The organism is Xanthomonas sp. MLO165 (genome assembly GCF_018831305.1).
Taxonomy (GTDB): Bacteria; Pseudomonadota; Gammaproteobacteria; order Xanthomonadales; family Xanthomonadaceae; genus Xanthomonas; species Xanthomonas arboricola.
Genome location: NZ_CP029263.1, coordinates 3590882 through 3613027, shown reverse-complemented (window position 1 = coordinate 3613027; position 22146 = coordinate 3590882). Strand labels below are relative to the sequence as shown.

At 65.0% G+C, this 22146-nt stretch carries 17 protein-coding genes and 1 tRNA gene; 7 read left to right on the top strand and 11 right to left on the bottom strand.

Features of this window, described 5'->3' with window-relative positions; all coding sequences use genetic code 11:
- Window positions 1-45: 45 nt before the first annotated feature.
- Both DGN21_RS15185 and DGN21_RS15180 read left to right on the top strand, forming a co-directional pair.
- Complete coding sequence (locus DGN21_RS15185) at window positions 46-3516, top strand: LamG-like jellyroll fold domain-containing protein (RefSeq protein WP_184577584.1); 3471 nt, start codon at window positions 46-48, stop codon at window positions 3514-3516.
- A gap of 141 nt (window positions 3517-3657) precedes the next feature.
- The gene (locus DGN21_RS15180; RefSeq protein ID WP_102585144.1) at window positions 3658-6594 is read left to right on the top strand and encodes a TonB-dependent receptor; all 2937 of its coding nucleotides are present in this window, start codon (window positions 3658-3660) and stop codon (window positions 6592-6594) included.
- A 236-nt stretch (window positions 6595-6830) separates the two neighbouring features.
- Here the strand turns inward: DGN21_RS15180 and DGN21_RS15175 are convergent, their stop codons facing one another.
- The 5 genes from DGN21_RS15175 to DGN21_RS15155 form a co-directional block, all read right to left on the bottom strand.
- Window positions 6831-7883 (bottom strand): LacI family DNA-binding transcriptional regulator, encoded by a 1053-nt coding sequence (locus DGN21_RS15175; RefSeq protein ID WP_184433700.1) that lies wholly within the window; start codon window positions 7881-7883, stop codon window positions 6831-6833.
- Between the two features lie 189 nt (window positions 7884-8072).
- The gene (locus tag DGN21_RS15170) at window positions 8073-9491 is read right to left on the bottom strand and encodes a M28 family peptidase (protein ID WP_184577586.1); all 1419 of its coding nucleotides are present in this window, start codon (window positions 9489-9491) and stop codon (window positions 8073-8075) included.
- Between the two features lie 109 nt (window positions 9492-9600).
- Window positions 9601-10032, bottom strand: coding sequence for a large-conductance mechanosensitive channel protein MscL (mscL, locus tag DGN21_RS15165; protein WP_024940317.1), 432 nt, complete (start codon window positions 10030-10032; stop codon window positions 9601-9603).
- 60 nt (window positions 10033-10092) lie between these two features.
- Window positions 10093-10806 (bottom strand): fumarylacetoacetate hydrolase family protein, encoded by a 714-nt coding sequence (locus DGN21_RS15160; RefSeq protein WP_039525784.1) that lies wholly within the window; start codon window positions 10804-10806, stop codon window positions 10093-10095.
- 216 nt (window positions 10807-11022) lie between these two features.
- A complete protein-coding gene (locus DGN21_RS15155; RefSeq protein WP_039512349.1) occupies window positions 11023-11298 on the bottom strand; it encodes a hypothetical protein in 276 nt (91 codons plus the stop codon).
- Between the two features lie 252 nt (window positions 11299-11550).
- Here DGN21_RS15155 and DGN21_RS15150 point away from each other — a divergent pair, with 252 nt between their 5' ends.
- On the top strand, window positions 11551-11892 hold the full coding sequence (locus DGN21_RS15150) for a Rieske (2Fe-2S) protein (protein WP_184577589.1): 342 nt from the start codon (window positions 11551-11553) through the stop codon (window positions 11890-11892).
- 19 nt (window positions 11893-11911) lie between these two features.
- Here DGN21_RS15150 and DGN21_RS15145 read toward each other — a convergent pair whose 3' ends face one another.
- The 4 genes from DGN21_RS15145 to thiS form a co-directional block, all read right to left on the bottom strand.
- Window positions 11912-13774 carry an SLC13 family permease gene (locus DGN21_RS15145; protein WP_024940321.1) on the bottom strand — a complete coding sequence of 621 codons (1863 nt, stop codon included), beginning with the start codon at window positions 13772-13774 and terminating at the stop codon, window positions 11912-11914.
- 74 nt (window positions 13775-13848) lie between these two features.
- Window positions 13849-14607, bottom strand: coding sequence for a tRNA (guanosine(46)-N7)-methyltransferase TrmB (gene trmB, locus DGN21_RS15140; RefSeq protein ID WP_053045691.1), 759 nt, complete (start codon window positions 14605-14607; stop codon window positions 13849-13851).
- 173 nt (window positions 14608-14780) lie between these two features.
- Window positions 14781-15575, bottom strand: a complete 795-nt coding sequence (locus DGN21_RS15135; protein WP_016903327.1) for a thiazole synthase — start codon at window positions 15573-15575, stop codon at window positions 14781-14783.
- A gap of 49 nt (window positions 15576-15624) precedes the next feature.
- A complete protein-coding gene (thiS, locus tag DGN21_RS15130; RefSeq protein ID WP_024939391.1) occupies window positions 15625-15825 on the bottom strand; it encodes a sulfur carrier protein ThiS in 201 nt (66 codons plus the stop codon).
- A 190-nt stretch (window positions 15826-16015) separates the two neighbouring features.
- On the opposite strand from thiS, the gene DGN21_RS15125 reads away from it, so the two are divergent.
- The 4 genes from DGN21_RS15125 (at window position 16016) to DGN21_RS15110 (ending at window position 19256) form a co-directional block, all read left to right on the top strand.
- A complete protein-coding gene (locus tag DGN21_RS15125; protein ID WP_215825245.1) occupies window positions 16016-17800 on the top strand; it encodes an autotransporter domain-containing protein in 1785 nt (594 codons plus the stop codon).
- Window positions 17801-17904: 104 nt separating this feature from the next.
- Window positions 17905-17978: transfer RNA gene (locus DGN21_RS15120), tRNA-Gly, on the top strand.
- 410 nt (window positions 17979-18388) lie between these two features.
- Entirely contained in the window at window positions 18389-18775 is a 387-nt protein-coding gene (locus DGN21_RS15115; protein ID WP_024939393.1) for a hypothetical protein, read from the top strand.
- A gap of 88 nt (window positions 18776-18863) precedes the next feature.
- Complete coding sequence (locus tag DGN21_RS15110; protein ID WP_023904915.1) at window positions 18864-19256, top strand: H-NS family nucleoid-associated regulatory protein; 393 nt, start codon at window positions 18864-18866, stop codon at window positions 19254-19256.
- Window positions 19257-19412: 156 nt separating this feature from the next.
- Here the strand turns inward: DGN21_RS15110 and DGN21_RS15105 are convergent, their stop codons facing one another.
- The gene (locus DGN21_RS15105; RefSeq protein ID WP_184577595.1) at window positions 19413-19679 is read right to left on the bottom strand and encodes a hypothetical protein; all 267 of its coding nucleotides are present in this window, start codon (window positions 19677-19679) and stop codon (window positions 19413-19415) included.
- 225 nt (window positions 19680-19904) lie between these two features.
- Complete coding sequence (gene glgX / locus DGN21_RS15100) at window positions 19905-22037, bottom strand: glycogen debranching protein GlgX (protein WP_065032736.1); 2133 nt, start codon at window positions 22035-22037, stop codon at window positions 19905-19907.
- Between the last annotated feature and the right edge of the window lie 109 nt (window positions 22038-22146).

Below are 22146 nucleotides of genomic sequence, written 5' to 3'. Positions count from 1 at the left end.
TGGTGTGCACCGTTGCTTGGCAGTAGAGCTTGGGAGAGGCCTCTAATGCTGATGGTTCGCAAGGCGTTCCGCCGTGGAGCGCTGTGGTTGTTGTGTGCTTGCATCGCCTGGACTGCAGTGGAGGCTGCACCTGCCGATGCCGATCCGCCCGGTCCCTACGACGTGCGCGTGCTCGCGGGCGGTCTCGGGCTGAGCAAGAAGCTCGCTGCCGGAACCCCACTGCTGGCCGCCGATGCGGATTGGAGCCTGTCCGCCTGGGTGCGGCCCTCCAGCGGAACCACCGGCCCGGCCTTGATTGCCGGGCTCGGTGATCCGCAGGCGGCTGGCCGTTTCTTCGTCATCGACAACGGCCTGCTGGGCTTCGCCCAAGGCGCCGAGCATGTGCTGCGCAGCAAGCAGCCGCTGCGCGCCGGCGTCTGGACGCAGGTTGCCGCAATTGCGCAGGGCACGCGCCTGAGCCTGTATGCCAATGGCCGCCAGGTGGCCAGCGGCAACGTGCAGCAAACCGCAGTCGCGCCCACGCTGGTGTTCGGTCCGCGCCAGCAGCCGGCGGCGTATACGCAGCACTTCGGCGGCGAGATTGCAGGCTTCACCGCGCAGGCCGGTGCCTTGGATGCTGCAACCATCGCACGGCTTGCCGGACAGACACCGGATCCTGCGCTGCAGCGCTTCGAAGACGCATCGCCCGGCTGGCGTGTGCAGGTCAAGCAGATGGCAGGGCAACTCGCACCGCAAGCGGCGGCGACCCTGCCGCGCAGTGCTGCGCCCTTCCCGGCGCCGGTCGCCAGGCCGGTGTCGGAAGCGCCTGCGCTGCAGCCGCTGGATGCCGCCGCATGGCGGCTCGGTGCATGGCAACTCGCTGCGGCACCAGAGCTCGGTCAGGCCAGCGGTGCGACGCTGTCGCGTAGCGATTACGCTGCCGGCAAGACCCGCTGGCGCGCCGCGACCGTGCCGGGCACGGTACTCACCACGCTGGTCGATCGTGGCGTGTATCCGGATCCGGATATCGGCCTCAACAACATGGCGATTCCCGAATCGCTGAGCCGGCAGGACTGGTGGTACCGCAGCAGTTTCGATCTGCCTGCAGCACTGCAAGGCAAGCGATTGGAGCTGCTGTTCAACGGCATCAACTATGCCGGCGAGATCTGGGTCAATGGCACCCAGGTCGGCCGCACCCGCGGCGCATTCGCACGCGGTCGCTTCGATGTCAGCAAGCAGCTCAAGCCGGGCAGGAACGTCGTCGCGGTACGGGTGTCGCCACCACCGCATCCCGGCATCGCGCACGAACAGTCGATGACGGCCGGTGTCGGCGAAAATGGCGGCATGCAGGCGTTGGACGGGCCGACCTTCATCGCCAGCGAAGGCTGGGACTGGATTCCGGCGGTGCGCGATCGCAATGCCGGTCTGTGGCAGGACGTGCAGCTGCATGCCACCGGTCCAGTGGCGCTCGGTGATACGCAAGTGATCACCGCGAAGCTGGCACCGGATCATCACCGCGCGGAACTCGAAATCAACGTGCCATTGCGCAACGACACTGCCGCAGCAGTGCAGGGCACGTTGCAGTTGGCCTTCGGCGATGTACGCATCCAGCGCGACGTCACGGTGCCGGCCGGTGGCAGCACGCTCAAGCTCACTGCTGCGGATACGCCGCAGTTGGTCGTCGCCAATCCGCGTCTGTGGTGGCCAAACGGTTATGGCGAGCCTGCGCTGTATACCTTGCAGGTCAGCGTCGAAGTGGCCGGTACGCCGTCGGACGCGCAGCAGCTGCGCTTCGGCATTCGTCAGGTGACCTACGAACTGTCGTTGTTCGACGACGATGGCGCGCTGCGCCGCGTCCTGGTCGATCTCAATCAGGCCCGGCAACGCGGCGAGCGCATCGTCGACGTGCGGCATGCAGCGATCCGTTCGGTACCCGGCGGCAATGCGCAATCCCTGTATCCCGGCGCCTTGTCCTCGCCGGCGGTGCAGCAGCTCGACGACAGCAGCCTGGCCCCGCATCTGGCACTGCGCATCAATGGTGTGCGTATTGCGGTGAAGGGAGGCAACTGGGGCATGGACGACTGGCGCAAGCGGGTCTCGCGCGAGCGTCTGGAGCCGTACTTCCGCCTGCAGCGCGATGCGCATTTCAATGTGGTGCGCAACTGGGTGGGGCAGAACACCGAAGCCAGCTTCTTCGAACTGGCCGACGAATACGGCATGCTGGTGTTCAACGACTTCTGGCAGTCCACCCAGAACTACAACATGGAGCCGGCCGACGCGGCGCTGTTTCTGGACAACGCTGCCGAGGTGATCAAGCGCTTCCGCAATCATCCTTCCATCGTGCTGTGGTTCGGGCGCAACGAAGGCGTGCCGGCGCCGATTCTCAACGAAGGCCTGGACCAGCTGGTGGCCGAACTCGATGGCACGCGCTGGTATACCGGCAGCTCCAACGAGATCAATCTGCAGGGCAGCGGCCCGTACAACTACCGCGAGCCGGTGGCGTACTTCAACAAGCTGGCGCAGGGTTTTTCGGTGGAGGTGGGCACGCCCTCGTTCTCCACCCTGGAGGCGTTCCAGGCATCGGTACCTGCGGTGCAGGACCAGTGGCCGATCGGCGATGTCTGGGCGTATCACGACTGGCACCAGTCCGGTAACGGCGACACCGCCAGCTTCATGCGCTCGCTGACCGACAAGCTCGGCGCGCCGACCAGCCTGGCCGACTTCGAACGCAAGGCGCAGCTGCTCAACTACGAAACGCATCGCGCCATCTTCGAGGGCTTCAACGCCCAGCTGTGGAGCAAGAACAGCGGGCGGCTGCTATGGATGAGCCATCCGGCCTGGCCCAGCAACATGTGGCAGATCTACAGCCACGACTACGACACCCACGCGGCCTACTACGGTGTGCGCAATGCGGCAGAGATGCTGCATGTGCAGATGAACCTGCCCGGCCACGAGGTGGTGGTGGTCAACAATGCGGCCGAGCCGGTGAGCGGCCTGCGCGTGCGCGCAGAAGTCTATGCCGCCGACGGAAAGTTGCTGCAGCAGCGCGAGCAAGCGTTGGAGGCCGCGGCGGTTGCGGTGTCGGCACCGGTGCTGCAACTGGCGCCGTTGCTCAAGGACACCAATGGCCTTGGCTTTGTGCGGCTGCAATTGCTCGATCGCGACGCGGTCGTGCGTTCGCGCAATTTCTACTGGGTGGCGCGCGATGCGGCGGCCATGCGTGGTCTGGATGCGCTGGCGGCAGTGCCGGTGCAGCTCAGCGCGCAGCTGCAGGAGGGCGCCGAACCGGTGCTGCGCGCCAGCGTACGCAATGCCTCGCAGCAGGTTGCGCTCAACACCAAGCTGACCCTGGTGGATGCGCAAGGCCAACGCATCCTGCCGGCGTACTACAGCGACAACTACCTCAGCCTGGTGCCGGGCGAGCAGCGCGAGATCGAGATCCGCGGCCCGTCCGCGGCGAGCCTGCGCAATGCCACGCTGCAGGTGCGCGGCTGGAATGTCGAACCATCAACAGGCGTTGCCAACGGGCCTCCGTAGCGGCGTCAGCGCGTTGCCGCGCCGTGCCCGCGCACGGCGTTCGCACTGACGCGCCGATTGCGCGTCAGCCAATACCGCATTGCCGTTGCTGCAATGCCATTCGAAACGGTCGTGGATTGTCGTCATCCCTGGGAGGGGACCATGAACAAGCTGCATTCGAACACCCGCCACACCCCGCTGGCCGCCGCACTCGCGGCTGCACTTACCCTGCTTGCCGGCAGCGCAGGCGCACAGGACGCCGGCAATGCCGCCGGGGTCACCGACCTGGACAAGGTCATGGTCAAGGGCGTGCGCGGCGCGCAGGCAGAGGCCATCGAGAACAAGCGCACCGCTGCGCAGATCATCGACTCGATCTCTGCCGAAGACATCGGCAAGTTGCCCGACGTCACCATCACCGATTCGCTGCAACGCGTGCCCGGCGTGCAGATCCGGCGTTCGGCCGGCGAGGGCTCGCAGCTCAATATCCGCGGCATGCCGCAGGTGCAGACCACCATGAACGGCGAGTTGTACCTGAGCGCCGGTGGCGGCGACCAATACGGCCAGCCGAACATCGGCCGCGCGCAGCCGGATTTCGTCGATATCCCGCCGACGCTGTTCAGTGGCGTGGACGTGATCAAGTCGCCGACCGCCGCCGATCTGGATGGCGGCATCAGCGGTACCGTCTCGCTGAAGACGCGGCGCCCGTTCGACCTGCCGGAAGGCTGGACCTTCAGCGGCCAGGCCGAAGGCTCCTACGGCGACCGCGTGCAGGAACTCAACGAGCTGTACTCGGGGCTGGCCAGCTTCCGCACCGAGCGCTGGGGCGCGTTGCTGGCTGTGTCGTACTCCGACGCCACGCTGGAGAACAAGCACCCCAGCGTGTATTCCAATGGCGCGCAGAAATCCACCGAGCAGAATGTGGGCTTCGATTTCAACGGCGACGGGCGCATCGGCAGCAACACCGACCCCAGCAATCTGCCGCGCGATTACTTCTACAACTGGGTCGCCACCGAACTGGACAACCGCAGCACCGATCGCCAGCGCACCGGCATCAACGGCTCGTTCCAGTTCAACATCAACGATTCGTGGACGGTGTTGGCCGATGCGGCCTACACCAAGCTTGAAGACCAGGACACCTCGGTGGCCGCGCAGCTGCACACCGGCTGGGCCACCAACCAGTTGCAGCCCGGGTCGGTGGTCGATTCCAACGGCGTGCTGGAATACGGCCAGTTCCGCTACAACCGCTTCCAGGCCCACTCGATGGCCGGCGTTGCCGACTCGGACGCGCTCAACACCAATCTGGAGTTGCGCTTCGACGATGGTGGCCCTTTGCGTGCCTCGTTCCGCTGGGTGCATGGCGATGCGCAGCGCACCTACGACGAAGCGCGTGCCGATGCGGTGGTGACGCGTGGCGACCAGATCACGCGCGCCGGCGGCGTCACGCAGTGGGCGAACGCCAACGGCTTGCCGACAGTGGATGCCTCGGTGGATTTCCGTGGCACCTATCCGGCGGTCAACCTCGGCACCGACGTGTCCAACCCGGACAACTGGCAGCTGATGTCGACCTGGGCGCAGGGCAACAAGATCGAAGCGACGATGGACGCGTTCCGCGCCGATGGCACCTTCGAGTTCGACGAGGGCGTGGTGCGCGGCTTCCAGTTCGGCATCCGCTACGGCGAGCGCGAGGTCAAGCTGGATACCTATCGCTATCTGTCGCCGGTATCGACCAGCTGCGCCGACCCGAACCGCTCGCTGTATTACTTCAAGGATCCGCTGATCGTTGACACCTGCAGCGGCGTCTCCGAAGCGCGCCTGCTGCCGTTCAATTCGATTCCCGGTTACTGGGCGTATTTCAACGATTTCGATCCGCTCAAGGTCACCGGCCTGGGCAGCCAGGGCCTGCCGGCGATCAACCCGCAGGTCATGAAGGACCCGGTGGGCTATCTCAACAGCCTGTACCCCGGCAACGTGGCCTACCAGCAGGCCGCCGATTCGTACAAGGTCACCGAAAAGAGCACCGCAGCGTATTTTCTGGCCAATCTGGAAGGCGGTACCGGCAGCGCGGTCCCGTGGACGGCCAACATCGGCGCGCGCATCGTGCAGACCAAGCTGGCGATCGACCAGTACCTGAGCAGCGGCAATGTGTTCATCGGCAATGTCGAATGGAACGGCGTCAGCCCGGCGATCGGTACCAATCGATTGAACCGCCAATACACCGACGTGCTGCCCACCGCCAACCTGTCGCTGGACATCACCGATGCGCAGAAGCTGCGCTTTGCCTACAACAAGGCGGTGGCGCGCCAGGACCTGCCCGATCTCGGGCGCGGGTTGGTGAGCTTCTATGCGGTCAACGGCACGCCACCGCGCAACCCCGCGTTGCCTTCGGATGCGGTGCTGTTCCTCAATGGTCGCTCCGGCAATCCGGATCTCGATCCGTATCGCGCCACCAACTACAACGCCTCGTGGGAATGGTATTTCTCCGATGCGTCGTTGGTCAGCGTGGGTGCGTTCCTGATCGATGTGAAGTCGTTCCCCACCACGGTGACCAATATCGAACTGTTGCCCGATGCCGATGGCGTGGCGCGACTGGGTGGCCCGGTGGAGCGCATCGTCAACGGCGGTGGCGGCAAGATCAAGGGCTTTGAAGTGGGGTATCAGCAGGCCTTCGACTTCCTGCCCGGCTGGTTGAGCGGCTTCGGTACCAACATCAACTACACCTTCTCCGACGCCGACACCGACAACACCGATATCGACGGCAACACCTTGCCGATCGGCGACAACTCCAAGCATCAGGCCAACGCGGTGCTGTGGTACCAGAAGGACAAGCTGCAGGCGCGTGTGGCGTACAACTGGCGCAGCAAGCGCTTCAGTCAGGTCAACAGCGGTGCCTGGGGCGACGAGCTGGCGATCTGGAACGACGACGTTGGCTATCTCGATGCGTCCTTCAGCTACGACGTCAACGATCACCTGACCCTGTACGCCCAGGCGACCAATCTGACCGGCGAAAGCGAGCGGCGCTACGCGCAGTGGACCAACCACTACTACGACCAGAACATCTTCGAGCGTCGTTACTACGCGGGCTTGCGTCTGCGCTTCTGATCCGGCTGCACCGTTGTGCGACCCAGCGCACCCCCGCGCTGGGTCGCGCATGTTTCGCTGTTGTCGCTCTCCAAGCGGTCATTGCGCTTTCTTCCCGTCGCCGCTGAGTGCGGCGCTGCAGTACGCCTGACGGCAACGTCAGGCACCCTCCCATTCGGCCGCATCGTCGGGAAGCGATGTGGCCGTTTTTTTAGCGTGATGCCGCAGGCGTTACCCGATGCCGATCGATGCGGCGCTTACCGCGCCGGTGGCCCGGCCGTCGAGCCGCGCTTGACCACGGTGTACTTCATCACCTGATGCACGCCCTGCGCGGGAGCGCCCTTGCGTCGCTGGCGGATCGCATCGGCCAGCAGCGACACCGCCGCGCGGCCCATCGCGGTGACCGGTTGATGCACGGTGGTGAGTTCGGGCCAGATGGTGGTGGCAACCGGGGTGTCGTCGAAGCCGGCGACCGATACATCTTCGGGCACGCGCAGGCCCAGGCCGTGTGCGACCGCAACGGCGGCTGCCGCCATATCGTCGTTGCTGCAGAACAGGGCGGTAGGCGGTTGCGCCTGCGCGAGCAGGCTGCGCGCGGCGAGCAGGCCGGAGTGATAGGTGAACAGACCGTCTGCCATCAACTCTTCGGCCACAGGCAGGCCGGCAGCCTGCAGGCTGTCGAGATAGCCATTGGCACGTAACGCACTGGGCGTGTGCTTGGGGTCGCCCTTGATCAAGGCGATGCGGCGATGGCCCAGTTCGATCAGGTGATCGACGATGGCGCGCGCAGCCTGGTAATCGTCGATGCGCACCGAGCTGATCTGCGCCATCGGTGCGCCGCTCGCCACCGCCACGACCGGGATGCCGCGTGCATCGAGTTCGGCGATGGTCTGGCGCGAATCGCATAGGGGGGGCGGCAGGATCACGCCGTCCACACCGGCCGCCAGCAAACGCTCGGTGGCGGCACGCTGGCTGCGGATGGCGCCGCATTTTTCCACCAGCACCTGGCTGCCATTGAGGCTGCTCTGTTCGAGCAGCCCGAGCATGAATTGGTTGAGGTAGGCCGCGCTGGGATTGCTGTACAGCACGCCGATGCGCAACAGGCCGCTGGTGCGCAACGAACGGCCGGCCAGGTTAGGGCGATACCCCAATGCCTGGACCGAGGCTTCCACACGCACGCGCATCTCCTCGCCGACATGCGGGTGGCGGTTGATAACGCGCGAAGCGGTCATCGGCGAGACCCCGGCGTGCTTGGCGACATCCAGCAGGGTTGCCGCGTTGTTCGCACTGCGTTGGCGCTTGGCCGCCATTGTGTGTGCTCGTCCTGGAGTGGAAGCGAAAGGCGGGTGGCGTGCTCGAGACCTGCAGCGACCAGGACGTGCCTGGCCGCTGGCAATCGTCGCTGCGATGTCGGTATCGGCACAGATCACGCGCAGCGTGCGCGTGCCCTGTGCCGCGCGCACTCAACCGAGGTGCGCCCGCGACGTCTGCAAATGCAGTTATTCGCTCGGCGGCTGCACGCTTTTTGCGCGGCTGCCGAAATCGCCATCGGCTTCGGCCGCCAGGTACGCAAACACCGTGTAGGCCGCGACATTTTGCGCAAGCGCCTTGGGGTCGATCTTGTCCAGCGTGTCGTCGGCGGTGTGGTGCAGATCGAAGTAGTCGGTGCCATCCTGCGCCAGCCATGCCCAGGCGCCACCCTTGGCGGAAATCGGCCCGACATCCGGGCCGGGGCCGCCCTTGCTCGGCTCATACGCGATGCCCAACGGCGCGAGTACCTCGGCAATCTGTCTGGTCGCTGCGCGCGACTGGTCCGGTGCCGCCGAGCCGGTGTTGAACGCATAGATGCGCCCGGCACCGAAGTCGCTCTCCGCGCCGATCTGATGCAGCGCCATGTCCTTGGCATCCTTGCCGTGCGCGGCCGCATACGCCTTGCCGCCGTACAGGCCTTGCTCCTCGTTGGCGAAGGCCACCACGCGGATGCTGCGCTTGGGCGCCTGCTTGAGTTGGCCGATCAGGTGGCCCGCGGCCATGGTGATCGCCACGCCGGCGCCATCGTCGATCGCGCCGGTGCCCAGATCCCACGAATCCAGATGCCCGCCGATCACCACCACTTCCTTCGGCTTGCTGCGTCCGGTGATTTCGCCGATCACGTTGTAGGAGGTCGCGGTGCCGTCCCAGCCGCAATCCAGCGCCAGCCGCACACGCGTGCTGCCCAGCGCGGTCAGGCGCGCGAGCTGGTTGGCATCGGGCACCGACAACGCCGCTGCCGGCACCGGCGTCACGCCTTCATCGAAACGGGTGATGCCGGTATGCGGCACGCGGTGCGAGTCGGTGCCGGCCGAGCGCATCACGAAGCCGATCGCGCCCTTGCGGATCGCTTCCGACGGACCCTTGCTGCGCACCGCGCCGCCATTGCCGTAATCCTTGCCGTCGCGCGCCTTGGTCATCTGGTAATCGACGAACGCGATCTTGCCGGCCAGCGAGCCGGCCGGTGCGGCCTGCAGTGCCGCCAGGTTGTCGAAGCGCACCACCTCGCCTTCGACGGTGCCGCCCGGGCTGCCGCCCAGTGCGGTGATATGCAGGGGCTGCGCATGTGCACCGATCACCGCCGCCTGTTCGCTGCGCCGCTGCCACTTGGGAAAGCTCACCGGCTCGGTCCACACCTTGTCGAAGCCCAGCGACTGGAACTTGGCCTTGGCCCAGGCCACCGCGCGCGGATCAGCCTCGCCACCGGCAATGCGTGGGCCCACTTCGGTGGTCAACGATTCCACCACCGCAAAGCCGGTGGTGTCGGCCAGGGCCTGCTCGCGCAGCTGCGCGGCGGTGCGCACCGCGCCATCGGCGATGGTGGTCTGTGCGGCAAGCGCGGGTGTGCAGGCGAGTAGGGCAGAGATGGCAACAGCGAGGCGACGCATGCAGGGCGGCTCCAACGACAAGGGGACCCCGAGCTTATCAGCGCGAGGTCCCCCGTCTGCGTGCGAAAGGTCATCCTCCTGCGCGAAGTTGCGCAGCGGATGTGTCCGCTTACGGCACGCCCGGTGTCTTCAGTGTGTCGTTCTTCAACGAATCGCGGATCTCGCGCAGCAATAGCACTTCTTCGCTCGGGCCCTTGGGAGCATCCGGCTTGCGGTGGGTCAGGCGGTTGATCAGCTTGACCACCATGAAGATCGCAAAGGCGATGATCACGAACTGCACGACGGTGTTGATGAAATCGCCGTAGCCGATCGCCACTGCCGGAATTTCCTTGCCGGTGGCATCGACGCCGGCCGGCTTGAGCACCCAGGCCAGGCGCGAGAAATCCACATTGCCGATGGCCCAGCCGATCGGCGGCATGATGATCTTTTCCACCAGTGCAGTGACGATCTTGCCGAACGCTGCACCGATGACCACACCGACCGCCAGGTCGATGACATTGCCACGCATCGCGAATTGCTTGAATTCGCTGACCATTCCCATAGCGCACTCCAGATGCGGTCGCGGACCAACTGCCGCAGGGTGATCGTAGCGGGCCGCGTGTCAGCCCGCGATGATGCCGTGGCGCTCGGCAACGTTTTCCAGGCGCGCACTGAACTGATCGCCGGGCAGCAGCGGGCCGACACCGGCCGGCGTGCCCATGAAGATCAGGTCGCCCGCGCGCAATGCATAGAGTTTGGAGAGCTCATGCAAAATCTCCGGCACGTTCCAGATCATCTGATCCAGCAACGACTGCTGGCGCACCTGGCCGTTGACCTCCAGCGACAGGTTCAAGGCCTCCAGCGCACCCACTTCGCCGGCATGCACCAGCTCGCTGATCGGCGCGGAGTGGTCGAAGCCCTTGGCGATGTCCCACGGCAGGCCCTTGGCCTTGGCCGCTGCCTGCAGATCGCGTCGGGTCAGGTCCAGGCCCACGCCGTAGCCGTAGATCAGCGCCTCTGCCTGCTCCACCGGCAACTCGCCGGCCGGCGCATCGCTGCCCAGTGCCACCACCAGTTCCACTTCGTGGTGCAGTTCCTTGGTGCCGGGCGGATACGGAATGTGGTCGCCGTGGCCCACCACGATCGCATCGGCAGGCTTCATGAAAAAGGTCGGCTGGCCACGCTCGGCCTTGGAGGCAGGCGCAGTGGCGCCCATCTCGCGCGCGTGATCGGCAAAGTTGCGGCCGACGCAGTAGATGCGGTGCACCGGAAAGTTGCCGCCACCAACCACCGGAATGCGCGGAACATCGGCGGCGGGAATCACATCGTGGGTCATGCACGCATCCTTGGGGAACGAGGCACGTGAGTCTAGCCGTTTGGCTGTGCATGACGGAACCGTCGCGCTGCAGCGTGCAGTGCGGCGCAACGTCTGGCTGGCAGGTCTGCGATCACGGCTTGCATCGGCGCACGCAAACTCGCGCAGACCGGTCAATACCTGCGCGACTGATTCGGGATTGGATGCTCACCGCGCTGGAGGCGGTGGACTGGTGCCTCAGTGCGACAACGGCAGCGCAGGCTTGCGCACCACGCGGTATTCGGCCTCGACCACGCGGGTTTGCTGCGGCGTGCGACGGTTCGATTTGCTCAGCAGCTTCCAGGCAATGCCGCCCAGGATCATCGCCGCGCCCACGAACACGCTGAAGAAGATCAGTACCGCAAGGATGACCAGACCAGCCAGGCCGGCGGCCACGCGCACCAGCGGGTGACGCGGCTTGCGCGGGGCAAACAGGTGGTGGAGGTTACCGAGTTGGAAGATGCGTGCAGGCATGGCGGTGGGCTGCCGGGCAGGAAACAGGCAGGCAGTATCGTTGCGGTTTCATGTCATTGAGTGAAAACTTCGTTAAACGTTCGCTCGTTTTGTTAAATCCATCACATCGGGTGTGCTGGGCGATTGTCGCTCTGGCAGCCCGGAGCACCGCCCGTACAGGCCGGCAAGCGGGCGAATTGCAGCCCGCCGCGTGGCGTCGGGGCGATGCAGGCGCATGCCACAATCGCAGTCCGTTCTCGAACAGCAGACTGCATGTCTTCGTCATCGTCCACCACGCTTGTCGAACTGGCGCAGATTCCCGACGCCGGATTTCTGGAAGTCGAAGCGGTCTGGGACGGCGGCCCGGAGTCCCTGGTGCTGTATCGCGAAGGCGCCCAGGTGCGTGCCTGGTTGAACGTCTGCCCGCACGCCGGCCGCCGGCTGGACTGGGCGCCGGGCCAGTTCCTCAAGACCAAGGACGGCCATCTGGTGTGCGCAGCGCATGGCGCAGCGTTCGAGCTCACCGGCGGCGAATGCATCAGCGGCCCGTGCCGCGGTCAGTCGCTGCTGGCGGTGCCGGTGCGCATCGAGGGTGAGCAGGTGGTGCTTGGGTGACTGCTGAAAGTGGTGCGGCTCAGCGCGCTGCCCACCAGAACATCAGGTTGATCATCGACACCATCACCACGATGTAGATCAGCGACAGCGGCGCGCCCACGCGCCACAGCTCGCGCGGCTGATAGTTGGCCGGGCCGGCCACCATCGAGATCACCGGGTTGGAGGCCGTCATCAGATTGTTGGACGCCGACAGCGCCACGATCAGCGCGAATGCGGTGGGGTTGCCATTGGCGGCCAGCGCCAGGTTGACCGCAATCGGCACCATCACGATGGTGGCGCCGACATGGCTGATCACCAGCGAAAACGCGGTGGTCAGCAGCGCCAGGCTGATTTCCAGCGCCCATACCGGAATGCCTTCGGGCAGGCGGTCGATGGTATGGCCCGCCACCCAGGCCGCAGTGCCGCTGCTGTCCATCGCCCAGCCGAGTGGAATCAGGCCGGCCATCATGAAGATGGTCTTCCAGTTGATCGAGGCGTAGGCCTCGTCCATGCGCAGCACGCCGCTGACCAGCATGCAGGCCACACCGGTCATCAAGGTCAGTGCCACCGGCAGGCGCGAGGTCAGTGCGATCAGGATGGTGAAGGCGAAGATCGCCATGGCGATCTTGAACTTGTGCGGGCGCTGCTCGCCTTTGGGGAAGTCGGTCACCGGCACGAAATCGCGGCTTTCTGCTGCCTGCGCCAGGTCCTGCCAGATGCTGTGGAACACCAGCATGTCGCCGCCGCGCAGCGGCACGTTGCGCACGTCCTCGCGGATCACCTGCTTGTCGCGGTTGATCGCCAGCAGGCTGATGCCGCTCTGCTTGCGCAGGCGCAGCTCGGCGGCGGTCTTGCCGATCAGACGCGAGTTGGGCGGAATCAATGCTTCGGAAATACCGGCCAGGCTGGGGTTGAACAGATCGCCCAGGTTGCGCAGGCGCGAGGACATGCGCAGGAACTGGTTCTGCGCAAAGTCGGTCACTTCCTGGCGCGGCCCCATCGCCCCGAGCACGCTGCCGACCCAGATGCGCATGTCGGCCGGCGGCGCCAGGCGGGTGTCGTTGCCGGTCTTCAGGGCCAGCAGCAACGGCGCGTCGTGCAGCGCTTCGGCCTCGCCCAGGGTCATGCCGACCAATGGGCTTTCGGCGCTGACGGTGAGCTCGAACACGTCGCCGTCGATGCCGTAGGTCTTGGCGAAATAGCTTTCGGTGCGCGAGGGCGTGACGCCTTCGTTGATCAGGCGTTCTTCTTCGATCAGCTTGCGGTCGCCGTAGAAGCGGAAGTACAGCAGTGCGGCGATCAGCAAGGCCACGCCGATCGGCAGCGGCGCGAACATCGTCAACGGCTCGATGCTGGCCATGCCCGAGGGCAGGTTGTTGTTGGCGGAGACCAATAGATCGTTGAGCAGGATCAGCGGTGAATTGCCCACCATGGTCAGCGCGCCGCCCATCACGATGGCTGCGGCGATCGGCAGCAGCATGCGTTGCAGGGTCAGCCCGGTGCGCGTGGCCAGCCGCGAGGCGACCGGCAGGTACAAGGCCATCACCGACGGGTTCTGCATGAAGGACGAATTCAAACCGGAGATGGCCAGCGTCATCATCATCAGGCGTTGTTCGCTGCCGTGCGAGCGCCGCAGCAACCAGGTCGCCAGGCGATTCAACGCGCCGGTGCGCTCCAGCCCCGCACCGAGAATGGTGGTGGCGATGATGCTCATCACCGCGTTACCGGAAAAACCACCGAACAATTCTTCCGGCGCCACCAGCCCGGTGACGCCCAGCACCACCAGCACGATCAAGGCCACCACGTCGGCGCGGATGCGCTCGAACAAAAACATCGCCATCGTGAAACCGACCAGCCCGAGGACGAGCTTCATATCGTTGGTCAGTGTCAGCGCGGTGTCCATTGGGGCAGGGATTCGGGATTCGGGAGTGGGGATTGGTCAGGCGACTGCGGCGTCGAGTATGCGGGGTAGCGCTGTTACGAATCCCCAATCCCCGCTCCCGAATCCCGGTCATAAACCAGATCCCACACGCCGTGGCCGAGCTTCTGGCCGCGGGTTTCGAAGTGGGTCTGCGGGCGCCAGGCGGGGCGTTCGACGTGGCCGCGCGGGCCGGCGCGATTGACCAGGCCCGGGGTGGCGTCGAGCACGTCCCACATCTGTTCGGCATAATCGGCCCAGTCGGTGGCCGCATGCAGGCGGCCGCCATCGCGCAGCTTGCGCACCACCAGCTGCGCGAACGCCGGCTGGATCAGGCGGCGCTTGTTGTGGCGCTTCTTGTGCCACGGATCGGGGAAGTAGATGCGCACCTCGTCAAGCGCGCCATCGGCGATCTCGTGTTCGAGCACTTCCACTGCGTCGTGGTGATACAGGCGCACATGCGTACTGCCATCCTCGTCCAGCGCATTGAGCAGGCGACCGACGCCGGGCGCATGCACCTCGATGCCGATGTAATCGCGGCTGGGGTCTTGCTGCGCGGCAAAGCGCAATGCCGCGCCATTGCCAAACCCGATTTCCAGCACCTTGGGTGCGGGACGGCCGAAGGCCGCATCGAGATCGCGCGGCGCACCGCTGTAGTCCAGGCCGAAGCGCGGCCACAGCTCGTCGAACGCGCGCTGCTGCGCCGGGGTGAAGCGGCCCTGGCGCAGCACGAAGCTGCGCACCTGCCGGCGGCCCTCTTCGATGGTGAAGGGCTTGGGCGGCATCTTGGCGCCGTCGCTGGTGAAAGGATCAGTCATGAGTTAAGTCACATCAAAAAACAAAAGCCCCTCTGCCTTGGGGAGAGGGGTTGGGGTGAGGGTACGGCGTAAGGGATCACGTGCAGCGACGCGCGATCCAGCAACGGCCACATCCGGCACGTCACACGGCCGAGCGGTGCGCATCGACGGCAATGTCAACGCAGTCCACCCACTCATCCAATCACGCCATCCACCGGACTCGACGCCGAGGCATACCGCTTGCGCGGAATCCGCCCGGCCAGGAAGGCTTCGCGTCCGGCCTCGATCGCCTTGCGCATCGCGCTCGCCATCAGGATCGGATCGCGCGCACCGGCGATGGCGGTGTTCATCAGCACGCCGTCGCAGCCCAGCTCCATCGCGATCGCCGCATCCGATGCCGTGCCCACGCCGGCATCGACAATGATCGGCACCTTGGCGTTTTCGATGATTTCCAGCAGGTTGTACTTGTTCTGGATGCCCAGCCCGGAGCCGATCGGCGCGGCCAGCGGCATCACCGCCACGCAGCCGATCTCTTCCAGGCGCTTGGCCAGGATCGGATCGTCGGAGGTATAGACCATGACGTCGAAGCCGTCGGCCACCAACTGCTCGGCAGCCTTGAGCGTTTGCACCACATCCGGATACAGCGTGCGCTCGTCGCCGAGCACTTCCAGCTTGGTCAGGTTGTGGCCGTCCAGCAGCTCGCGCGCCAGCCGGCAGGTGCGCACCGCGTCTTCGGCGGTGTAGCAGCCGGCGGTGTTGGGCAGCAGCGTGTAGCGATCCGGCGGCAGCACATCGAGCAGGCTGGGCGCGTTGGGGTCCTGGCCGATGTTCACCCGGCGGATCGCCACGGTGACGATCTGCGCGGCGGCCGCTTCGGTGGCCAGGCGGGTTTCGTCCAGGTCCTTAAACTTGCCGGTGCCGGTCAGCAGGCGCGAACGGTACGGCTTGCCGGCGATGATCAGCGCATCAGAGGGGGCGGTATTGGTCATCGGGCAATTATCACCGATCGCGCGCAGCTGCGCCGGCCTGCGTGCCGCATCAACCGCCGCCCAGCGCGTGCACGATCTCCACCACATCGCCGGCACGCAACCGGTGCGTGGCATGCCGCCCGCGCGACACGATTTCGCCATTGATCTCCACTGCCACGCGCCGTTGTGCAAGACCTTCCTGCTCCAGCAGGGTGGCCAGCAGCAGATCGTCGGGAACGTCGCGCGGGGTGCCGTTGAGTTGAATGTTCATGTCATCATTGTGGCATCGCGTGCCGTCAGGGCGCGCGTTTTTGCGTTATGCGGCAATGCAGCGTGAGCGCGGGCGGCGAGGGTGAAACCATGTGCCATTCGCCGGCGTACGTCAGCAGGTCCGGTCCAGTTCCACACTACCTTGAGCAGGCACTCCCATGGCTTCAACCCTTCGCCCGATCCGTTCCCTGATGGCCGTGGCCATCGCCATTGCGGCCACCCCGGCCATGGCCGCGTCTGCGTTCGACCAGACCGTGTTCTTCGGTGACAGCCTCACCGACAGCGGCTACTACAACCCGTTGCTGCCGGCCGCCTCGCGCGCGGTCACCGGCAAGTTCACCACCAACCCGGGCTGGGTCTGGGCCGAGTACGTCGCCGACCACTACGGCACCAATGCCGCGCCCAATGGCAATGGCCAGACCGGCGACAACTACGCCGCCGGCGGCGCCCGCATCCAGGCCGGTTCGACCAGCGTGCTCGGTGCCGCGCCTTCGGTGACCAGCCAGATCAACACCTACCTGAGCGCCAACGGCGGCCAGGCCAACCCGAATGCGCTCTACACCGTATGGGGCGGCGCCAACGATCTGCTCGCGGCTGCAGCCGTGCCGGCCCAGGCGCAGGCCATCATCGGCAACGCGGTCACCGCGCAGGTCGGTGCGGTCGGCGCCTTGCAGGCCGCCGGCGCGCGCTACGTGATGGTGCCGACCATTCCGGACGTGGGCATCACCCCGCGCTTCCGTGCCGGCGGTGCCGCCGCGATGGCGCAGGGCACTGCTGCGGCAACCGCCTACAACACCGCATTGTTCAATGGCCTGCGGTCGGCCGGCCTGCGCGTGATCCCGGTCGACACCTTCCACATCCTGCAGGAAGTGGTCGCCAATCCTGGCACCTACGGCTTCAGCAACGTCACCAGCACCGCCTGCAACCCGGCCGTGCCGCTGCCGGCCTGCAACCCGACCAGCCTGGTCGCCGCCAACGCGCCCAACACCTATGTGTTCGCCGATGGCATCCACCCGACCACCGCCACCCACCAGATCCTGGGCGAGTACGCCATCTCGCTGCTGGAAGCCCCGCGTCTGCAGCAGGTGCTCACGCATTCGGCGCAGGCGATCGGCCGCGCGCGCGCCGACCAGGTGGCCTGGCATCTGGACGGCAAGCCGGACGCCGATGGCCTGCGTTGGTGGGGCAGCGTGCGTGGCGACATGCAGCGTTACGACCATGCCGATCTGTACGACGGCATGGCCCCGGCCGGCTTGTTCGGTGTGGACTGGACTGCGGGCGACCTGGTGTTCGGCGGCTTTGCCGGCTTCGGCAGCATGGACGCCGACTTCGGCAACCGTAACGGCAGCTTCAAGCAGGACGACACCACGTTGGGCGGCTTCTTCGGCTGGTACACCGGCCCGGTCTGGGTCAACGCGCAGGTCAGCTACAGCTGGCTGAGCTACGACGTCGACCGCGAAGTGCAGCTCGGGCCGGCCACCCGCGTGCACAGCGGCTCGCCGGATGGCAGCAACCTCACCGCCGCAGTCAACGCCGGCTATTCGCTGGGCGAAGGCAACGTCAAGTATGGCCCGGTGGTCGGCCTGACCTGGCAGAAGCTCAAGCTCGACGGCTACACCGAGAGCAACGAAAGCTCCACCGCACTGGGCTACGCCGATCAGGACATCGACTCGATGGTCGGCCGCATTGGCTTCCAGGTGCGCCTGGACGGTGCAATGGTCAAGCCGTACCTGCAGGCGACCTACGACCACGAGTTCAAGGACGGCACCGAAGCCAGCGCCTGGCTGCAGTCGATGCCGGACATGGGCATGTACACCGTCCCGGGCCAGAACTTCGATCGCAACTACGCGACCGTCGTGCTGGGCGCCCGCACCGGCCTGTGGGGCCTGCAGAGCAACATCGGCCTGAGCACCACCACCGCCCAGCGCAGCGCCCGCGACGCGACGCTGTTCGTGAATTTCAGCGGCAACTTCTGATCCAAGCACCACACGCGTTGCAAGCGAGGGCCGGGCAACCGGCCCTCGTCACATCTACGCATTGCGCCCGGCCCCCGCACCCGCCTAAACTCTCGCAACGCCGCGCGGGCGTAGCTCAATGGTAGAGCTGTAGCTTCCCAAGCTACTGACGTGGGTTCGATTCCCATCGCCCGCTCCATGTCCGGCAGTGGCCTCTGACGATCTTGTCCACTAGGCCAGCGCGGATTGCTCGATATCCGATCCGTCCTAACTGAATCGCTTATCTTCTGGGCCGGTCGCTGCGCGACTGCGCTTACCCCCTGACATGCCATTTCAGGGCGCAGCTCAGGCCTCCGCAGTCGATGGCAACGATTGGTTTTCAGCTATCGGCTTTTTAACCATGGATGGGGTGTTTTCGTCGGCTACAACCGATTGCGACAATGCAGCCGGATATAACATTTAGTGTTTGGACCGGCACCGATTGCAGCGCGCTTGGAGCGAATAACGCCAGTTGCGCGCTTCGCTATTTCCTTCCCCTTGGTCAGGAACCTCCTGATTGAGCGGGCTCGCGGCGATGGGCATAGTGGCAGCCATCATCGAGCGAGCACCATGACCGCCACGCATCCTCAACTCATCGGCGCACTTCTGAAGGGCATACGACGCGCCGAATCCGCGCGGGCAGCCTCGGTTGCTCACCGCGCCGAGCAGATGCGTTTTGGTTACGGCACGCCGGACGATGCTGGCAAGGTGTTGGAGATGTTCGCGCTGGATTCCGAGCAGATTCGCGAGCTGGGTCTGGTGGGGGTGGAAGAGCTGGGCGAAGCGGTCTGCCATGCCTGGTCCATCAACGCCGGCGAGCTGGATCGGGTGGTGCAGTGGTTTTCTGTGCCCAGGGTCGAGTTTGTCGGCAAGCACTGCGGTGAGCTGATCCGGGCCGGGCGCATCGGGCCGGTGCTGACCATGGCCCGCGAGCATGCCTTGCTGCGCCATCGCTGAGCGCAGCCAGACTCGGGCGCGTCCTGCCGCTTTACGCTAGCCGGCGCAACGGCAATACTCGCTGACCCGTCCAACCTCAGTTTTGCCAATGCGCCAGGTTCCGCCCGCTTCACCCTCTGCCGCCGCCAAAGCCCAATTGCTGGAAGAGCTGCGCAAGCTCGAGCAGGAAGAAGCCCAGCTGAAGTACGCCCAGACGCTGGAAGCCTTCGACCAGGTGGTCGAGGTGCTGACCCAATTCGGCAGCCGCTTCAATGCCAAGCAGAAGTCCCAGATTGCCTCGCTGGCAATGACTGGCAAATCCAAGGGGCCGTTGTCGTCCACAGGCGAAGTGGTGGCCAAGTACTGGATTCCGCATTCCGGCGAGACCTGGTCCGGGCGTGGCCGCACGCCGCGTGCGTTCAAGGCCTGGGAAGGCACCAGCTCCTACAAGGAATGGAAGGCCAATCATCCGGACAAGCGATTTCCGCTGTATCCGGGCTGAGTTTTGCGTCTTCAAGGTCTGGCTAGGGTGCGTAACGCTTAGCGATTCACGGCCGTCGTGCACTTTGGTGTTATCGCCGTCATTGCCGCATTCGAGACGCTGCCGGATCGTGCAATCACATCTGGGTGTGGTGATGCTTGCCGATGTCGCCGTGTTTTAGGCCGGAGCCAGAGAATTGCGTGTCCAGCTTGCTATGGCGATGTAATTGTTTAAGCACAGTGCGTCGCGATTAAGCGGCGGGTTTTTCGATAGATGTACTCGAAATGCGTGATTGCCGGGTGCGGCTGTTTCGTTTTTTAAGTTGGTTGATCGGCTATCGATAAAGGCGAGCGGTAACTTGATAAATACCGCACCAGGCCGCATCGCCACGCGCGTCACTAGAGACCAAGCCACTGCTCCAAGCGCTTTGGCAAGCAAAGCCATTGCAGCTCTATCTGCGATTGCGGCGCGCCGGCAGCGATTCTGCTTCCCCGCGCTCGACGCAGAGTCTGGCTGTCACCTTCAGGGTTGACTGCTGCATCGGCATCCATGAATCGATAGCGCAGATCCTGTCAAAGCCGTAGCCTCCGTCGCCGATGTCGAAGCAATAAAAAACTCGCGGTCTACCGGGTTTCCGGCAGGCCGCGAGTTCGTGTTACCGCATCAGTGTTACTGGTCGTTCTTGCACTCGAACACCGACACGCTGCGCGGCGGGGCCAGGAATTCGCTGGCGCCGGCCGGCATCATGTCCACTTCCAGTGCTTCGTCGGTCGAGAGCGCCAGCTTCCAGTGCACCGGTTCGTCGGCCGAGGGCAGGGTGAAGGTCACGCCTTCGTGATAGGCATTGATGACGATCAACAAGGTGGCGTCGTTGGCCAGCTCCTTGACGCCGGAGGTCTGGGCCTTGCCTTCCAGCAGCAGTCCCACCGAGCGCGCGCCGGCATCGGTCCAGTGCGCGTCGTCCATTTCGGTGCCGCCCGGATTGAGCCAGGTGAGATCGCGCAGGCCTGCCTCCTCGTTGTACTGACCGTTGAGGAAGCGGCCGCGCGACAGGATCGGATAGCGCTTGCGCAACTGCGTCAGTGCCTTGACGAAGTCGGTCAGGCGGCCATCGGTCGGGTCATTTTCCCAGTCCAGCCAGGTGATCTCGTTGTCCTGGCAATAGGTATTATTGTTGCCGCCCTGCGACTGCGCACGCTCGTCACCGGCAAGCATCATCGGCGTCCCTTGCGAGAGCAGCAGCGTGGCGAGCAGGTTCTTCATCTGCCGCTCGCGGATCTGCAGCACGTCCGCGTTGTCGGTATCGCCTTCCTCGCCATAGTTGCAGGAACCATCGTTGGACGAACCGTCGCGATTGTCCTCGCCATTGGCGATGTTGTGCTTTTCGTTGTAGCTCACCAGGTCGCGCAGGGTGAATCCATCGTGCGCGGTGATGAAGTTGACCGACGCCCACGGGCGGCGACCGCGACGATCGAACAGATCGGCCGAACCGGTGAAGCGCGTGGCGAACTCGGCGAGCTTGCCATCCTCACCCTTCCAGAACTCGCGGGCGTTGTCGCGGAACTTGTCGTTCCATTCCGACCAGCCCGGCGGGAAGTGACCGACCTGGTAGCCGCCGGGGCCGCAGTCCCAGGGTTCGGCAATCAACTTGACCTCCGACAGCAACGGATCCTGGTTGCACGCATCCAGGAAACCGCCACGCTGGTCGAAGCCACTCGGCTCGCGTCCCAGGATCGTGGCCAGGTCGAAGCGGAAGCCGTCCACATGCATCTCGCCGGCCCAATAGCGCAGCGAGTCGTTGACGAACTGGATCACCCGCGAGTTGCTTAGATTGAGCGTATTGCCGGTGCCGGTATCGTTGATGTAGTAACGCTTGTCTTCGGCAAGGCGGTAATAGCTGGCGTTGTCGATGCCCTTGAACGACAGCGTCGGGCCCAGCTCGCTGCCTTCGGCGGTGTGGTTGTAGACCACGTCCAGGATCACTTCCAGGCCCTGCTTGTGCATGGCCTTGACCATGTCGCGGAACTCATCGCGATGTCCGCTGGACAGGTAGCGCGACTTCAGCGCGAAGAAGCCAATGGTGTTGTAGCCCCAGTAATTGCGCAGGTCCTTGTCCAGCAGATGCTGGTCGTCCAGATACGCATGTACCGGCAACAGCTCCACTGCGGTGATGCCCAGGTCCTTGATGTATTGCAGCACCTGCGGCTGCGCCAGGCCGGCGAAGGTGCCGCGTACGGCCTCCGGTACCTGCGGGTTGCGCATGGTATAGCCACGCACATGGGTCTCGTAGATCACCGTCTCGTTCCAGGGCTTGAGCAGGCGCGCGTCGTCTTCCCAGTCGTAGGTGTCTTCAACCACCACACACTTGGGCATGAACGGCGCGCTGTCGCGCTCGTCGAAACTCAGATCGCCGTCCGGGTGACCCACGGTATAGCCGTACAGTTCGTCTGCCCAGATCAGGTCGCCATCCATCTCGCGTGCATACGGGTCCATCAACAGCTTGTTGTGGTTGAAGCGGTGGCCTTCGGTCGGCTCATACGGGCCATGCACGCGGTAGCCGTAGCGCTGGCCGGGTTTGACGTCGGGTAGGTAGCCGTGCCAGATCTCGTTGGTGTATTCCGGAAGATCCACCCGCACTTCGGTGCCCTGTTCGTCGAACAGGCACAGCTCCACGCGCGTGGCATGCGCGGAAAACAACGCAAAATTGGTGCCCTGGCCATCGAAGACGGCACCGCGCGGAAACGGGCGTCCTTGACGGATGCGGGAGGGGTTGGCGTAAGCCGCGCTTGCTGGACGTCGCATTGAGAGTCTCGGGTGCGCCGGCATGCCGGCATTGAGGGAACTCAAGCATTGCGGGTTGCGCTGTGCAAACTGCGTCACGACGACAGGGGGGCGGCGTGAGGGCGGTCGA